The following is a 15915-nucleotide window of genomic DNA, read 5'->3' on the forward strand; positions in this document are numbered from 1 at the left end:
CGGTCTATAGTGATCAAGCCAAAGCAAACTAACGCAAACTCATAGGTCGGGAGCGAAGCGGGATGAACGCGATGATCCGGGCACTCAAAGGCACCCTCGCGGTCCTCGCGCTGGCAGGACTCGGCTGGCTCCTGCACTGGATGACCGCGGGCTCGATCAGCGGCCTCCGCACGTACGACCTGGACTCCCTGACCGTGCTAGCGGTCGGGACGATCGCGTGGATCGCCTACAGCTGGCTGGCGCTGGCCGTGGTGCTGACGGTCTTGGAGCAGGTCCCAGGCGTAGTCGGCGAACTCGCAGGCGCCGTTGCGGGCCGCATCACCACCAAGACCGCCCGCGCTCTACTCCGCTCCGGCCTTGGCGTAGCCGCAGTCACCCCGCTCACCATCACCGCAGCCCACGCCACACCCGACACCGCCCACGTCCGCCAAGCCGCCCCCCAGTCGACAACCCAACTCCCCGGCACCACCTACCGCTCCACCGAAGCACCCTCCCGCCTGAACATCGCCGGCCAGAAGGCAAGCGACTACCGCGCCACTGAGACCCCCTCCACCCTCGGAATCGCCGGCACCCTCCACCAGGACACGGGCGACTACCGCGCCACCGAAGCAGCCTCGACCCTCGACATCGGCAGCGACCACCACGCCGACGCCGCCTCCGGGATCGCCGGCACGCCCCACCAGAACGCCACCGACTACCGCACCACCGAGGCCGCCTCCACCCTCGGGATCGCCGGCACTCCCCACCAGGACGCGCGCGACTACCGCGCCACGGAGCCGCCCTCAACGCTCCAGATCGGCGGAACCTCCAGCGACGCACGTCGTACCAGCGCCGGCAACACCCCCCAGCACCGCACCACCGACAACTACCGCACCACCGAACCCGCCTCCACCCTCCCCATCGCCCAGTCCACCCCGGACCACCCCACCACTTCAGGCAAGCCGACGAGCGGTGAGCGCACGGGCTCCGGCAGGCCGGCCCACGGCGAGCGCACCAACTCCGGCAAGCCCGCCAGCGCTGAGCGCACAGGTTCCGGCAAGCCCGCCCACGACAAGCGCACGGGCTCCGGGAAGCCCGCCGCCCCCGACAGCACCTCCGACGAGCAGGCGAGCTCGGGCCGCCCAGCGGATTCCGCGCGTACGCCGTCCAGCAAGCCGACCGCCACGGAGCACAAGCCCACCGGGCGAATGCAGGTCGGCGTACCGGACCGCCCGACCGACGGAGCGCCCACCCGCTACACCGAGCTCCGCCCGAACGTCCCCGTGAGCATCGTCGTACGCGAAGGCGACTCCCTCTGGACCATCGCCGCCCGCGAACTAGGCCCCGCGGCAACCCCCGAAGCAATCACCGCCCGCTGGCACGACTGGTACTCCGCCAACCGTCACGTGATCGGGTCCAACCCCGACCTGATCCTCCCCGGGCAGGTACTGCGTACCCCGCCCACCCCCAACGGCGACCACCTCCCGCCAAACCACCAGGAGCAGTGAAATGACCCACCCCCAACCCCACACCCCGGACCTCGCCCCACCCACTGCTCCCCTGACCGCCGTACCCAACGCAACTCCCACCACCGTCGGCGCGACCACCCCCAGCGCACCCGTCCACCAATCCCGCACCACCCACCAACCAGCCCAAACCCCGGAGGCACCCATGGCCGTCACCCCGCTCCCCACCCCCGACGACCACACCGCCCCCACCCCAACCCCCGAGCCCAGGAAGACCCCAGACCTCGCCCTCGTCGCCAACCCCCAAGCCGACTCAGAGGACAAGCCCCAGCGCGACGACCAGGCCCGTGCCCAGGCCGACGCACTCACCGATCCCCGAAACGACACCCAGCCCAACCAAGCCTCCGAGCAGGCAGCGGCTGGCGCCGCAAGCCGTAGCACGCTGGCACTCACACAGACCAGCTCCGACGACGAGGCCCACAGCACCCCGCCGGTGCCCGCGCGGGCAGGTACACCGGACGCGGCGCGGCCCGGTCGGCTGGCATCCGTACCGACGGGAGCCGAGGCATTCACGCGGGGTGTTGGGGCGGCCAAGCCGGGTGGGATGTACGACGCAGTCACGCGACCACGCCTTGCAGCGGTACGGGACACCGACGAGTACGCCGTACCAGCCACCGCCCGCTACGCCAACGAACTCACCGAAGGCGCCCTGGCCCTCCGCCACCAAGCCATCATCCGCCTAGGCGTCGCCTCCACCCCCCGCGTCACCCTCCCCACCCCCGACGCCGCGAGCGCCCCGGAACCCGCCGACACCGAGACCACCGCCACCGCAGACAAGCCCGAGATCGAAGGCCCTACCGCACAGACGGCGTCCCCGGAGTCCTCCGAAGCAGATCGGGCCGACGACCCCCGGCACGCGACGGCACAGGCAGGTAAGCCGGCCGGTACCGCAAACACCCGCAAGCCGCATGCGGATGCAGGGCGGGCCGGTGGGTCGAAGTTGAGCGTGGTTCTTGACGAGGTCCGAGAGGCGCTGGTGGGCGCGGTGCCTGGGCGGTCTGACGAGGCTCAGGCACCGCGCAAGTCGACCGCGGGCGGCGCGACCACGGGCGGCGCGGACGTCGCGACCGTGGGCGGATCTGTCGCGCGTGTGGGCGGATCTGTTGCGGGGGTTGCTGGGGCTCGGTCTGTGGGTGGGGTTGGGCGGCGGGTGGTTCGGGAGGATCTGCCGGGGTTGCCGGATGCCCGGATGTGGGGTGGGCGGTTGGCTCAGGCGGTCAGTGAGGTGCTGGCGGGGGATCGACCGATCTCGCAGTTGGTGCGGTTCACGGACGACGCGGTGTTCCTGGAGCTGAACCGGCGGGTGCGGCTGCTCGGGTTGAACTCGACGGCCGGTAGTCGCGGTGCGAAGGAGAAGTGCACGCTTCGCTCGGTACGGGTGTTCATGCCGGACGCGTCGATCGCCGAGGTCGCCGCCCACGTCCGCCACGGCGACCGTTCCCGCGCCGTCGCCCTCCGCCTGGAGATCCGCCGCAACCGCTGGGTCTGCACCGCCCTCGAACTCGACTGATCACCAAGACCGCGCAACTCTTTCGCGGAGTTTGGCGTCTCAGATGACGCAAGGGGATTGTGCTGCTGTTGTCATCGGTTCGGGGGCGCGGCGGCGTACGGTGGCGGGATCGGACTCGGGGAAACGGGTATGTCTGTGAGCACAGCTGTCACACCGCTGGACGAGGGTGCGCCGGAAGCTTGGCGGGTCGCGGTGCACGAGTTGAGTGCGGCTGAGCGGGCGCGGGTGATGCCTGCGGTACGGCGGAAGCGGTGGAGTGAGCGGATCCGGCTCCTGTACCCGCTCGCGGTGCGGTACCACCGGGCCGTCAAGCGCATCGAGTGGATGCGGTCGAGTACGCCGTACGCCGTGACGCACGAGACCGGCGATCTGCCCGTGCGGATCAAGCGGCACAAGTCGTTGCTGTTGCGGCAGCTCGGGGAGACCGAGATGTGGATGCAGCACAACAAGGTGACGAACCTGAAACTCGCGTGTGCGCAGGTGGACGGGCTGTTGATCCGCCCGGGTGAGACGTTCTCGTTCAACAAGGTGGTCGGCAACGCGACCCGTCGCAAGGGGTACGCGAAGGGCATGCGGCTGTCGAACGGGCAGGCCAAGCCAGGGATCGGCGGCGGCATCTGCCAGCTCGCGAACCTGCTGCACTGGATGGTGCTGCATTCGCCGTTGACCGTGACGCAGCGGTCGACGCACAGCTTCGACCCGTTCCCGGACAACGGGCGGGTGCTGCCGTGGGGTGTCGGCTGCAGCATCGTCTACAACTACGTGGACCTGCAGTTCCGCAACGACACCGACCAGACGTTCCAGCTGCACGTGAGCGTCGGCGAGCGCTACCTGGAGGGCGAGATCCTGGCGGACGTGCCGGCCGAGTCGTCGTACCGGGTGTTCTCGAAGGGTGAGCGTTTCCTGCGCGTCGGCGCCGACTACTTCCGCCGGAACGAGATCTGGCGCACCGTGATCGACCGCCGCACGGGTACGCCCGTCCGCGACGAGCTGATCCGCGAAAACGTTGCCCTGGTCAAGTACCTCCCGGTCGACGTCCCGGTCGTCGACGTCGTCGTCCCGGCCTAAAGCAACGAGCAGCCGTACTTCTCGAAGAGCGCCGCCACATCGCCCGAGAACCCGCCGTGCAACTCGGCCAGCAGCGCCTGCGTGGTCGCGGACATGACGAGTACGTACCGGGCCGGCTCGTCGGACGGGTTGCCGAAGGTGTGCGGCACGCCGCGCGGTCCGACGATGCCGGAGCCGGCGGGTACGTCGTAGTTCTCGCGGTCGATGTTCAACCGGAGCGTCCCGGACAGCACGTACCACGCCTCGTCGTCGGTGTGGTGGACGTGCAGCGGCGCCTGCCACGCGACCTCGTCGGACGTACGCCCCGCGGCCTCCCACTCCGCGAGCACGAGGCCGGATCCCTCCGGCACGATCGTCCGCCCGAGCAGCGGTACACCGGTCAGATCGTCCCGTCGTGCCATCGTCATCTCCTCCGCAGCAAAACTGTCGGTACGGCGTTGCAGACTGGGGTTGTGACTGTAGCGGTTGAGCCGTACCGGGAGCGTGCTGCGCGCATCGCCGGGGCTGAGCTGTGGACGCGTACCGCTGAAGGTGGTGAGTTCCGGATCCTGCCCGACGGGTGCATGGACGTGCTGTTGATGGACGACGACCTGTACGTCGCCGGTCCGGACAGTCGCGCGTGGACGGGCAGCGCGCCGCGGGGGACGCGGTACGCCGGGATCCGGTTCGCGCCGGGTGCGGCGCCGGCGTTCCTCGGCGTACCGGCTCATGACCTGCTGAACGAACGCGTCCCGCTCGCCGAACTCTGGTCGCCGAACCGCAGCCGCCGCCTCCTCGACCGGATCAGATCTGCTCCCGACCGGGCCGACGCGCTGGACCTGGAAGTGGCAAGGCTCCTCGAAGAGCCGACGGACCGGCTGACAACGCACATCGTCAACAGCGTCCGCAGCGGCTTGCTCCGCGGCACCGCCGGCGTCTCCCGCCTGGCCGGCACAATCGGCCTCAGCGAGCGGCAGCTGCACCGCCGCTGCCTGGATGCGTTCGGCTACGGCCCGAAGATGCTCGACCGGGTCCTGTGGATGAATGTCGCCCTCGACCACGCCCGCACCGGCCTCCCCCTCGCCGACGTCGCCATGATCACCGGCTACGCCGACCAGGCCCACCTCACCCGCGACGTAAAGGCCCTCACCGGACTCCCACCCAAGATCCTGATCGGCTGAATCACTGCTTCTTACTCGAGCAGGACGGTGAAGCCGCCCGGCTGGACGAGCGGCTTGCCTTGGGCAACTAGTTGGCCGGAGGCGTTGTAGTTCCAGGCACGACTTCCGGCGACGGCCCGCGGGCGGGTGCCGACGTTGACCAGCAGGGTGGCGCCGCCGATCTGGAGGGTGCTGAGAAGTGGGAGGAGGAGCAGGGCGTCTATTTGAGCCGTGCCGGTCGCGGTGATGGTGGTCGCGTGGGCAGGGAGCGCATTGGGGAGCGTGAGGGGTAGGAGGGCGCCGGGTGCAGCGGAGATACCTTGCGGACCGCCTTGGAAGTCGAGCGGGCCGAGGCTCCAGGTGGTTCGGCTGACGGTCTCAAGCACATTGACGACCGGGAGGACGAGACGGGGCAGAGGCGCCGCCGGCACGGTCCAGGTGGCGGTGCCGTTGAGGAAGAGGTACGAGCCGTTGCTCCATTGGGATTCGCCGGTCCAGGCGGACGCCGGGGTGACGACCTCACCGCCGGTGGCGGTCTCTGCCTCGATGGTTCGGAGGCCGTTGTACGTCGGTGTGCCGGACAGGCGGGGGATGCCGGGGTTGGCGTCGAGGGCGAGCATCGAGAGCTGGCCGTGGATGGTGGACTCGGCGCCGGAGTTGCGGTTGATCGTGCCGTCGCCGGAGATGCCGTCGTACGTGCGGCCGGTGGTGGGGTCGTACATCGGTTGGCCGGCGCGGTTCGAGCCGAAGTACCAGGCCGCGGCGAAGGCAGCCAGGTGGTGCTGGCCGACGGCGACCAGAGCCTGCAGGCGGGCGTCGACGCCGTACGCGATCTGCGAGCGGTCGATCGGGACGGGGAGCCAGCCGTTGTCGGGGCCGCCCGAGGCGAGCAGGAGCGGGGTGAAGCCGACGGTGTCGCCGATCGCCGGCCCGAGGAGGTCCGGCCGGCCGAGGGCGGATGCGGCGGCGGCAAGTGCGGACGGCATCTGCGCGCCCCAAGCGTGCCAATCGGAGATCGACTCGGCCCATGGCATCAAGGCACGGAACGGCCACACCCGGGTCGAGCCCGCGCTCAGCTTCGCGATGCCCTCCGCGAAGCGAGCAAGAGCACGACGCGCGGCCGCCGACTCGCCGGCCCGTACGTAGGCCGCCAGCCCCAAGACCGCCTCGGAGGTGGCGTCCGCGCCGTTGACGATCAGCCAAGCGGGGAGGCGACGCCCGTCGACGAGGTTGTAGTCGCCGTACCGGACCAGCACCTGGCGTTCGAGCGCCGCAATCGCGAGCTCGAGCCGCTCGCGGAGGAAACTCGCGAAAACGCTGTCGGAATCTCGGAAAACGGCGTACCCCTCCCCCAACGCCCAGACCGTCCGCGCCAGCCAGTACGACGGTCCCGAGTCGGACGGATCCGGCAGCTCGACCGGTTCCGCGCTCGGGTTGAGCGTTCCGTCGGGCTGCATCCACAGAACGACGTTGCCGTTGGGCGACTGCAGAAACGTCAACGCCCGCAGGAGTCCCCGAGCCGCATCGAGTGACGCCGTACCGCGAAACTGCTTCCAGTGCCGCAGATACACGACGGCTGCCCGCGCGATGTCGTCCGCGTTGTACGCGCCCTGCCCGTAGGTGTTCGTCGCAGCATCGTACGTTCCGCCGCCGACCCGCTTGTACGATCCGTCGGCCTGGTGTTCGGCGTACGTCCAGAGCACACCGATCGGGCCGGAGCCGTACGTCGTGTGCCCGGGCGCCGCGGGCGGTACGACCGAAGCGCGCAGGAAGTCGAGGTGAGCGAGGTTGGACAGTGTGCGGGCGGCGCTCGCAGGTAGCGAGACGGTGGATACAGCAGCTACAGCGGCAGCTCCGCCGAGGACGGTGCGGCGGGTCGGTTTCATGGCGTCCGGTCCAATCTGGCGACGCCGATCGCGGCGTCGGCCATGCCGTAGAAGACGTAGTGGTGGCCGTCGATCTCCTCGATCGCGGTCGGGAAGACGACGTTTCCGACGATTCCGACCTTTTCCGCTTCGGTTTCCGGGACCATCAGCGGTTCCGCGGTCCGGGCGATCACCCGGGTGACGTCTTCCGGGTCGAGGATCAGCGCGCCGGCGGCGTAACACACCTTCTGGGTGGTGGGGTCGAAGCCTTCCGGCTGTTCGCCGGTGACGCCGTGGTGGATGACCAGCCAGCCCTCGGGCACCCGCAGCGGCGCGGGACCGGCACCGATCTTCAGCTCCTCGAACGGGTACTCCGGCATCGCGACCAGCCGGTGGTTCCGCAGGTGGACGAGGTTCCGCAGATCCTCCTCGACGGCCGCGACCGGAACGAACGACACCCAGATGCCGGGCCGGTCGTCGGTGATCCCGGCCGGCAGGTGCACGCCCTCGCCCTCCCGGAACCAGCCGAGGTCCCACATCGGCCGGTGCAGCATCGCGTACGACGGAACGCCGTCCGGACCGGGCACCGGCTCCGGGAAGAAGACGGTGTCCTTGTTCGGGAACAGGTTCAGGTCCGTGTCCAGGTCGGGCTGGTACTCGAAGTGCAGCGGGCCGAGCCGCCGCCACTCGCGCAGGTCCGACGAGACCGCGAGCGCGGGCTTCGGACCGAGCGGGCCGTACGCGACGTACGTCATCACGTGCAGCCCCAGCGACGGCACGTACGTCACCCGGGGATCCTCGACGCCCGCGTTGTTCTTGCCGCGCTCCCAGCCCTCGTCCGGTGCGAGCACGACCCCTTCCCTTCGGACCCCGGCCGGCACCCCGTCGTCGAGTACGACGGCGGCCAGCCCGACCCGGGATACGTTGCCAGAAGCAACAAGCCGCGGCAGCAGGTACAGCTGCCCGTCGGGGGTGTGCCCAGTGGCCGGGTTCAGTACGCCCTCCGCCTCGAGCTCGTTGCCCGGCTCGGCCGTCATCAGTACGCCGATGCGGGTCAGGGTGTAGGGAACAGTCACGAGAAACCCTTCTGGGATCAGCCTTTGACGCCGGACGACAGGTTCGTCGAGATGAACCGGCGCTGGAAGACGATGAACAAGGTCACGGCCGGTGCGGCCAGTACGCAGGCCCCGGCGAGTACGGCACCGAACGGGTTGGCCGCCCGCGCCGAGACGGTGGTCAGGTAGTTGGACAGCGAGACCGCGAGTGGCTGCAGGTCCTGCTGCTTGGTGATCAGGAACGGCCAGAGGAACTCGTTCCACGGCCCGATGAAGGTCAGCAGTACCGCGGTCAGCAGCGCCGGCCGGACGAGCGGTACGGCGACCCGCCAGAGGATGCTCAGCTCCGACGCCCCGTCGATCCGGGCCGCGTCGAACAACTCGGCCGGCAACTGCAGGAAGTACTGGCGGAAGACGAAGACCGCGGTGGAGTTGATCAGGAACGGCAGGATCATCCCGAGGTACGAGTCGGCCAACCCGTAGCTGCGCACGATCAGCACGTACAGCGGAATCGTCAGCAGCTGGAACGGTACGACCTGGATCAACAGCATCAGGTTGAACACCGCGCCGCGCCCGCGGAACTGCAACCGCGCCAGCGCGTAGCCCGCGAGGACGCCGAACACGAGCGTCCCGAGGATCACGCCGCCGGTGAAGATGCCGGAGTTGATCAAGGAGCGACCGAGGTGGATCGCCTTGTTGATCTCGGCGTAGTTGTGGAACGTCAGGTTCCCGGGTTTCGGAAACGCCCCGGAAACCGACGGGTCCGGTTCCGCCTGCAGCGAGCCGATCAGCATGTAGTAGAAGGGAAACAGGAACACGAAAGCACCGACCAGCAGCGCGGCGAACTTCAGCTTCACGACTCCTCCCTCCCGACGAACCGCCGTTCGAGCAGCGCCAGCAGGAGCACGCCGATCACCAGCAGGACCCCGATCGCCGCACCCACATCGGGATGCCCTTGCTCGATGCCGCGCTGATACATGATCAGAACTGGGGAGGCGGATGCTCCGTCCGGCCCACCCCCTCCGGTCAGCAGGTACGGCTCCGTGAACAAGTTCGCCCCGGTAACGGTCGCCACCAGCACCACCAACGTCGTCGCCGGCCGCACACCGGGAACCGTCACGTTGAGAAACGACTTCCAGCGTCCGGCGCCGTCCATCGACGCCGCCTCGTACAGGTCCTTCGAGACGTTCTGCAGCGCAGCCAGGTAGAGCAAGATGAAGAAGCCGAGCTGCTTCCACGTGACGTAGACGGCGACTGTCGGCATCGCCAGACCCGAGTTGACCAACCAGGACGGGTCGGGCGCGAGCGGCCCCAGAACCGAGTTGACCAAACCGTTGGAGTTGAACAGGAAGAGCCAGACCCCGACCACCGCGACGGACGCGGTCACGTACGGAACGTAGTACGAGACGCGGAAGAAGGTGCGCCAGCGGATCGCGGCGTTCAGGGCGTTGGCCAGCCCCAGCGACAGTACGACGGTCAGCGGTACGTTGATCACCAGGAAGATCAGCACGTTCCCGAACGCCCGCCGTACCGCGGGATCGGACAGCACCGTCGCATAGTTGGCGAACCCCACGAACGGTCGCTCCACCACCGCACCGGGCGCCGCGAAGAAGTAGTCGTGGAACGACATGTACACGGCGAACCCGAGCGGATACGCGAACACCGCGGCCAGGAACACGACGTACGGCGTGACGAACGCGGCCCCGACCGGATGTTCACCGAGGATGCGAAGCCTCCGCGTCATGACTGCTTGACGAGTTGATCGACCTTCTGCGCGGCGCCGTCCAGGGACGAGCCGACGTCCTGCTGGCCGAAGATCACGGACTTGGAGTAGGCGTCGCGGAAGGTCTGCCAGATCGTGATCGAGTTCGGGACGTTCGGGACCTCGACGGTCCGGGAGGCCTGGTCCGCGAACAGCTTGTAGTCGGGGTTCTTGGCGAAGTAGTCGGCGTAGGTCGACGCGACGTCCTTGCGCAGCGGCATCTGCCCGGTCGCGGCCAGGAACTTGCCGTCCTGCTCCTTGCTGGTGGCGAACTTCAGCACGTCGGCGGCAGTTCCGCGGTTCTTGCAGGCGGAGTACATCGCGACGTTCTTCGCGTCGGAGAACGTGTGAATCTCCGACGCGGGTTTGCCGGTCGACGTCGGCACCGGTACGACGCCCCAGTCGACCTTGCCCTTGTACGTCGCGATCGCCCACGGACCGACGACGGCCATCGCCGCGGTGCCGTCGACGAACGCGTCACCGGTGTACTTCTCCTGCGAGGCGAGCTTGTCGGCATACATCGTCCGCCAGAACTGAGCGACCTTCTTACCCTCGTCCGAGGCGAACGTAGCCTTGCCATCGGCAACCAGTTGCTTGCCGCCGGTCTCGGCCGCGTACAACGGGTAGAAATCGAACCAGGACTGGAAGAACTCGTTGCTCGGCGCCGGGTAGATCGCGAACTTCGCGGCCTTCGACGCGACGATCTTCCGCGACGCGGCCAGGAACTCGTCGTACGTCTGCAGCTTCGGATCCGGGATGCCTGCCTTCGCGAAGAGCTTCTTGTTGTAGAAGATCATCACCGGGTTCGACTTCCACGGGAGCTGGTAGTACTTCCCGTCCGGCGACTTGTACTGCTGCGCGACGTCCCCGGACCGCTCCTCGATGTACGACGCGTCCAGCGGGACCAGGCCGCCCTGCTTCTGGAACTGCGAGACCGATGCCGGCGAGGTGTTGAAGATCAGGCACGGCGCGTTGCCGGCCGTGATCGCGGCACCGATCACCTCCTCCGACGACTTGCCGGTCGGGATCTCCTGGGCCGTGATCTTCTGGTCCGCGTGCCCGGCGTTCCAGGCCGCGACCATCTGCTTGCCCCAGGCCACTTCCTCGGCGTTGTTCGAGTACCAGATCGTGATCGGCCCACGCGCCTTGGCCGCGGCGTCGGCGTCACCAGCGCCACCGCCACTCCCACACGCGACGAGCGAGCCGGCCAGAACGACGGCCAGCAGTCCAGCTTGCAACTTCATGGGTCCTCCTAAACAGGGGGTGCAGAGGTGGAGCGTCGTACGACGAGCTCCGCGGGCGGCAGTTCGACGTCGGGTACATCGGTGTCGCCGTCGACGACCCGGTTGAGAGTCCGCGCGGCCGCGACCCCGAACTGGAACGGGTCGGCGCGGACGGTGGTCAGCCCCGGGTGCACGTACTCGGCGAGCTCGCTGTCGTCGAAGCCGGCCACGCTGAGGTCGTCCGGTACGGTCAGACCGGCAGCCTGCGCGGCGCCCAGGCCGGCGATCGCCATCCGGTCGTTCGCGTAGACGACCGCGGTCGGCGGCTCCGGGAGCGCGAGCAGCCGCCGGGTCGCCTCGATCCCGCCGGCCGCGGTGAAGTCACCGGCCTCGACCGCCACCGGCGCGAGCCCGGCCGCGGCCAGGGTCTCGACGAACGCCGTGGAGCGAGCGGTCGCGTGGACGAACGCGGGCGGCCCGGCGACGTGCGCGATCCGGGTGTGCCCGAGTCCGAGCAGGTGCTCGACGACCGCGACGGTGCCCGGGCGGTCGTCGAGCGTGACGGCCGGGAACGGCGACTCGCCGTCCGGCCTGTTCAGCGTCACCGCCGGCAGTCCGAGCTCGACCAGCAGGTCGATCCGCGGGTCGTCGTGCCGCAGGTCGGACAGGAACACCCCGTCGACGCGCGCGTCCTGCGCGAGCCGCCGATATCCGTCGGCCTCCGAACCGTCGGCGACCACCTGCAGGACCAGCGCCTGGCCCTGCGTCGACAGCACACTCTCGACCCCGGCGATGAACGCCGGGAAGAACGGGTCCGACGACAGCACCGCCGGGTCACGGGTGATCACCAGGCCGAGCGCGAACGCCTTCGAGACCGACAGCGACCGCGCCCGGTTGCTCGGCCGCCAGCCGAGCTCGTCGGCGGCCGCGAGGATCTTGTCGACGGTCGCACTCGCCAGTCCGGGGCGGCCGTTGAGCGCGAACGAGACCGATCCCTTGGACACACCGGCCCGCCGGGCCACATCCGCGATCGTCGGTCGTTTCGTCACGTTCGTGCTCCTTTAAACCGGTTTAAACAGCATTCAAACCGGTTTAAACCGCAGGTGTCAAGAACTCAGGCTCTGCGCAGTACCGCAATCTGCGGGCGGTTCCGCGCACTCGTTTGCAGCCGATCGCTTGACGGCTGCGCGTGCGAATCGCTTAACTGGGCCGCAGTGACGCACCCAGCCGGTACCAGGCCGACGGCCTGAAGTCCGGTTTTCCGGCGCCAGGGTTGGTGAGACCCGAGGCGGGGTCGCGTCCCCGGGACCGATGGAGCAAATCGTGTCCAGACTCACCCGCCCCCTGCTGATAGCAGCCGCCCCCCGCCTGCCGGCGGCCGAGGGGGTCACCCGCGACCGGGAGGCCGTCGGGCTGGACTTCGCGGTTGCCGAGGAATGCGGGCAGTACGACGAATGTGCCGGCTATGTCGATGCCTTCGGCAACAACGTGATCGTGATCGAGTACACCGACAGCGGCCGCCGGAAGGCGTGTTCGCAGTACGGCGGCACGTTGTCGATCGTGCAGCGCGACGTGGACGTCTCCGTCCCGGGCGACTCCGGGTACGTCCGCAAGACCTGCTGAAACTCCTTTCCTGCTCCCCTTCTGGAGACCCTCATGTCTCAGCATGCTCGAAACCTGTCCCGTCGCAACGTCCTCCGGGCCGCTGCCGCTGCCGCCGCAGCCGGAACCTTGGCCGCCTGCGGCAAGAACGACGACGGCGCCGACGCGAACGGTGTGGTCACGCTCGATCTGTGGCACGGCCAGGTGGATCTCGGCAAGGCCGCGCTCGACTCGCTGATCGCCGCGTTCAACCAGAGCCACCCGAAGATCAAGGTGGTCGGCGGCGGTGGCGGCGTGACCGCGGACAGCATGCTGCAGAAGGTCACCGCGGGACTGGCGGCGGGGTCCTACCCGGACATCGCGTACATCTTCGGGTCGGACCTCGCCAGCCTGACGAAGAGCCCGAAGGTCGCCGATCTCACCGGGCAGCTGAAGATCGACGACTACTGGCCGGCCGCGAAGGACGCGGTCAGCGTGAAGGGCAAGGTCCGGGCCGCGCCGGCCCTGCTCGACTCGCTCTGCGTGGTCTACAACAAGAAGCTGTTCGCCGCGGCCGGAGTCGCCCCGCCGAAGGACGGCTGGACCTGGGACGACTTCGTCGCCACCTCGAAGCAGCTGACCAACCCGGCCAAGGGGATCTTCGGCACCGGCTGGCCCGGCGTCGGTGACGAGGACACGGTCTGGCGGATCTGGCCGATGATCTGGGACCTCGGCGGCGACGTGGTCAGCGGCGACGGCAAGAAGGTCGGCTTCGACTCGGTCGGAGCACAAGCCCTGGAAACGCTGGACAAGTTGCGGACCGACAAGTCGCTGTACGTCGACCCGAAGCCGGGCAGCGAGCAGCTGTACCAGGTGTTCCTCGGCGGCCGGATGGGAATGGTTGCCACCGGCCCCTGGCAGCTCCCGGGGCTGAAGGACAACGGCCTCGAGTACGGCGTCGTACCGCTGCCGTCCTACTCCGGGAAACCGATCACGATCTCCGGACCGGACACCTGGACGATCTTCGACAACGGCAAGGCCAAGGTGAAGGCGGCAACCGAGTTCGTCACCTGGCTGGCCGATCCGGCGCAGGACATCCAGTGGGACGTCAAGGGCGGCAGTCTCCCGATCACGAAGGCGACCGCCGACCTGCCGGCCTGGAAGAAGCATTCAGCGGAGACGAACGGGCTGGAAGTGTTCGTGAAGGCGCTCGACACCGCGAAGGTGCGGCCGACGATCACGACGTACCCGCAGATCTCGCAGCACGTCGGCGAGGCGATCACCTCTGTTCTGCTCGGGAAGCAGAGCCCGGCGGACGCGCTGAAGCAGGCCGTTGACCAGTGCAACCAGGTGCTGGCGGTGCCGAGCTGATGGCCAGCGTGGTCGGGACGTTCACCGTCGATCGGAGGAGCCAGGAGGCCAAGCGCCGGGTCCGCGGTGAGAGTGTGACCGGCTGGACGTTCGTGAGTCCGTCGGTGGTGATCATCCTCGGGCTCAGCGTCGTACCGGTGTTGTGGTCGTTGCTGCTGTCGTTCCAGGTCAACGACCTGGTGTCGCCGTCTCAGTGGGTCGGGCTGGCGAACTACAAGGCGCTGCTGAAGGATCCGGCGTTCGGGTCCGCGGTCGCGCACACGCTCGTCTACACGGCGCTCTACGTGCCGTTGAGCGTGGTCGCAGGGCTGGCGATCGCGATCGCGCTGGACCGGAAGATCGCGTTGATCGGGTTGTACCGGACGCTGGTGTTCGTACCGTTCGTGGTGTCGGCGGCGGCACAGGGCGTGTTGTTCTCGTTCGTGCTGGATCCCGAGTTCGGGGTGGCGAACAGCCTGCTGCACAAGGTCGGGCTGCCCGCGCAGGGGTTCTTCAGCGATCCGGGGCAGGCGCTGTACCTGCTGGTCGCGATCTCGTTGTGGAGCGGTACCGGGTTCTGCGTGATCGTCTACCTGGCGGGTCTGCAAGGGGTTTCGAGCGAACTGGTCGAGGCGGCGCGGATCGACGGCGCGGGACGGTGGGGAGTACTGCGGCACGTGACGCTGCCGGCGCTGACGCCGGTGACGGTGTTCCTGCTGCTGTTCCAGACCATCAACGCGTTACAGGTGTTCGACCTGGTGTTCGTCACCACGAAGGGCGGGCCGCTCGGGTCGACCACAGTCATCGTTTACTTCATCTGGGAGAAGGCGTTCAAGACCTTCACGGCCGGGTACAGCGCCGCGGCGGCGTACACGCTGGCGGTCGGGTTGCTCGTGGCCGGTGCGGCGCTGCAGATCTACCGGCGGCGGGTGGCCGCCCGATGAAGCGACTTCCCTTCAGTGGTTGGCATTTCGTCCTCGCACCGCTCGCGCTGCTGTTCGCGTTGCCGTTGGTGTGGTTGCTGGTCAGTTCCGTGATGAGCAATGCGGAGATCAACCGTTTTCCGCCCGCGTTGTGGCCGCACGGCATCAAGTTCGACGGATACAAGTACGTGCTCGGAAACGCACTGTTTCCGCGCTGGTTCCTGAATTCCTTCATCGTTTCGGCGGTTGCCGTGACCGCCAACCTGGTCCTCGGGTCGCTCGGCGGGTACGCGTTCGCGCGGATCCGGTTCGCCGGGTCGAAGGTCGTCCTCGGGCTGATGCTGGCCACGATGGTGATCCCGTTCCAGCTGACGATGATCCCGACGTTCCTGGTGATGAAGCAGCTCGGCCTGATCGACACGCTCGGCGCGCTGATCGTTCCGTCGCTGGTGACACCGCTCTCCGTGTTCCTGTTCCGGCAGTTCTTCGTCTCGCTGCCGCGCGAGCTCGAGGAAGCGGCCTGGATCGACGGCTGCGGGCGGTTGCGGATCCTGGTCTCGATCGTGCTGCCGCTGGCACGCCCGGCGTTGAGCACAGTCGCCGTACTGACGTTCCTCGCCACCTGGAACGACCTGACCTGGCCGTTGATCGCGATCAACAGCGACTCCACGTACACCCTCCAGCTGGGACTGACGACGTTCCAGGGACAGCACCACACCCAGTGGTCCGCCGTGATGGCCGGCAACGTCATCACGGTGCTGCCCGTCCTGCTGGGGTTCCTCCTGGCCCAGAAGGCGTTCATCCGCTCACTGGCCTCCACCGGACTCAAAGGCTGACAACACTGTGCACATGCCACGACTCCGTCGCGGCGGGTCATCGGGCTCGAACTCCCGGCCTTCCCTCGTCGCTCCAGTCGCTTCGCTCCCTCCACTCC

The 15915-nt window shown here is 68.3% G+C and carries 15 protein-coding genes; 8 read left to right on the plus strand and 7 right to left on the minus strand.

Going from position 1 to position 15915, the window contains the following annotated elements:
* Positions 1-62 precede the first annotated feature (62 nt).
* The 3 genes from ACZ5BU_RS16750 to ACZ5BU_RS16760 all read left to right on the plus strand — a co-directional run bounded on the left by ACZ5BU_RS16750 (position 63) and on the right by ACZ5BU_RS16760 (position 4083).
* Entirely contained in the window at positions 63-1487 is a 1425-nt protein-coding gene (locus tag ACZ5BU_RS16750) for a LysM peptidoglycan-binding domain-containing protein (RefSeq protein ID WP_465699769.1), read from the plus strand.
* Between the two features lies 1 nt (position 1488).
* Positions 1489-3015: an Rv3235 family protein gene (locus ACZ5BU_RS16755; RefSeq protein WP_465699771.1), complete on the plus strand. Its 1527-nt coding sequence runs from the start codon at positions 1489-1491 to the stop codon at positions 3013-3015.
* Between the two features lie 129 nt (positions 3016-3144).
* Positions 3145-4083 (plus strand): VanW family protein, encoded by a 939-nt coding sequence (locus ACZ5BU_RS16760; protein ID WP_465699773.1) that lies wholly within the window; start codon positions 3145-3147, stop codon positions 4081-4083.
* Here the strand turns inward: ACZ5BU_RS16760 and ACZ5BU_RS16765 are convergent.
* The gene (locus ACZ5BU_RS16765) at positions 4080-4484 is read right to left on the minus strand and encodes a cupin domain-containing protein (protein ID WP_465699775.1); all 405 of its coding nucleotides are present in this window, start codon (positions 4482-4484) and stop codon (positions 4080-4082) included. The genes ACZ5BU_RS16760 and ACZ5BU_RS16765 overlap by 4 nt on opposite strands.
* A 51-nt stretch (positions 4485-4535) precedes the next feature.
* Between ACZ5BU_RS16765 and ACZ5BU_RS16770 the strand changes: the two genes are divergently transcribed.
* Positions 4536-5243 (plus strand): helix-turn-helix domain-containing protein, encoded by a 708-nt coding sequence (locus ACZ5BU_RS16770; RefSeq protein WP_465699777.1) that lies wholly within the window; start codon positions 4536-4538, stop codon positions 5241-5243.
* A gap of 11 nt (positions 5244-5254) precedes the next feature.
* Here the strand turns inward: ACZ5BU_RS16770 and ACZ5BU_RS16775 are convergent, their stop codons facing one another.
* From ACZ5BU_RS16775 to ACZ5BU_RS16800, 6 genes are read right to left on the minus strand one after another with little or no spacing between them, the layout of a single operon-like run.
* Entirely contained in the window at positions 5255-7108 is a 1854-nt protein-coding gene (locus ACZ5BU_RS16775) for a hypothetical protein (protein ID WP_465699778.1), read from the minus strand.
* A complete protein-coding gene (locus ACZ5BU_RS16780; RefSeq protein WP_465699780.1) occupies positions 7105-8163 on the minus strand; it encodes a glycoside hydrolase family 130 protein in 1059 nt (352 codons plus the stop codon). The genes ACZ5BU_RS16775 and ACZ5BU_RS16780 overlap by 4 nt, the downstream gene beginning before the upstream one ends.
* Positions 8164-8180: 17 nt before the next feature.
* The gene (locus tag ACZ5BU_RS16785) at positions 8181-8999 is read right to left on the minus strand and encodes a carbohydrate ABC transporter permease (RefSeq protein ID WP_465699781.1); all 819 of its coding nucleotides are present in this window, start codon (positions 8997-8999) and stop codon (positions 8181-8183) included.
* Positions 8996-9886 carry a carbohydrate ABC transporter permease gene (locus tag ACZ5BU_RS16790; RefSeq protein ID WP_465699783.1) on the minus strand — a complete coding sequence of 297 codons (891 nt, stop codon included), beginning with the start codon at positions 9884-9886 and terminating at the stop codon, positions 8996-8998. Before ACZ5BU_RS16790 ends, ACZ5BU_RS16785 begins: the two co-directional genes overlap by 4 nt.
* Positions 9883-11148 carry an extracellular solute-binding protein gene (locus ACZ5BU_RS16795; RefSeq protein WP_465699785.1) on the minus strand — a complete coding sequence of 422 codons (1266 nt, stop codon included), beginning with the start codon at positions 11146-11148 and terminating at the stop codon, positions 9883-9885. The genes ACZ5BU_RS16790 and ACZ5BU_RS16795 overlap by 4 nt, the downstream gene beginning before the upstream one ends.
* An 8-nt stretch (positions 11149-11156) precedes the next feature.
* Positions 11157-12176 (minus strand): LacI family DNA-binding transcriptional regulator, encoded by a 1020-nt coding sequence (locus tag ACZ5BU_RS16800; RefSeq protein WP_465699787.1) that lies wholly within the window; start codon positions 12174-12176, stop codon positions 11157-11159.
* Between the two features lie 274 nt (positions 12177-12450).
* On the opposite strand from ACZ5BU_RS16800, the gene ACZ5BU_RS16805 reads away from it, so the two are divergent.
* Genes ACZ5BU_RS16805 through ACZ5BU_RS16820 form a run of 4 tightly spaced genes read left to right on the plus strand, consistent with a single transcriptional unit; the run spans position 12451 to position 15817 of the window.
* Positions 12451-12750, plus strand: coding sequence for an endo alpha-1,4 polygalactosaminidase (locus ACZ5BU_RS16805; RefSeq protein WP_465699789.1), 300 nt, complete (start codon positions 12451-12453; stop codon positions 12748-12750).
* A 33-nt stretch (positions 12751-12783) separates the two neighbouring features.
* Entirely contained in the window at positions 12784-14079 is a 1296-nt protein-coding gene (locus ACZ5BU_RS16810; RefSeq protein ID WP_465699791.1) for an ABC transporter substrate-binding protein, read from the plus strand.
* Positions 14079-15002, plus strand: coding sequence for a carbohydrate ABC transporter permease (locus tag ACZ5BU_RS16815; RefSeq protein ID WP_465699793.1), 924 nt, complete (start codon positions 14079-14081; stop codon positions 15000-15002). The genes ACZ5BU_RS16810 and ACZ5BU_RS16815 overlap by 1 nt, the downstream gene beginning before the upstream one ends.
* On the plus strand, positions 14999-15817 hold the full coding sequence (locus ACZ5BU_RS16820) for a carbohydrate ABC transporter permease (protein ID WP_465699795.1): 819 nt from the start codon (positions 14999-15001) through the stop codon (positions 15815-15817). Before ACZ5BU_RS16815 ends, ACZ5BU_RS16820 begins: the two co-directional genes overlap by 4 nt.
* Positions 15818-15915 lie beyond the last annotated feature (98 nt).

The sequence above is a fragment of the Kribbella sp. NPDC031520 genome (assembly GCF_055580825.1).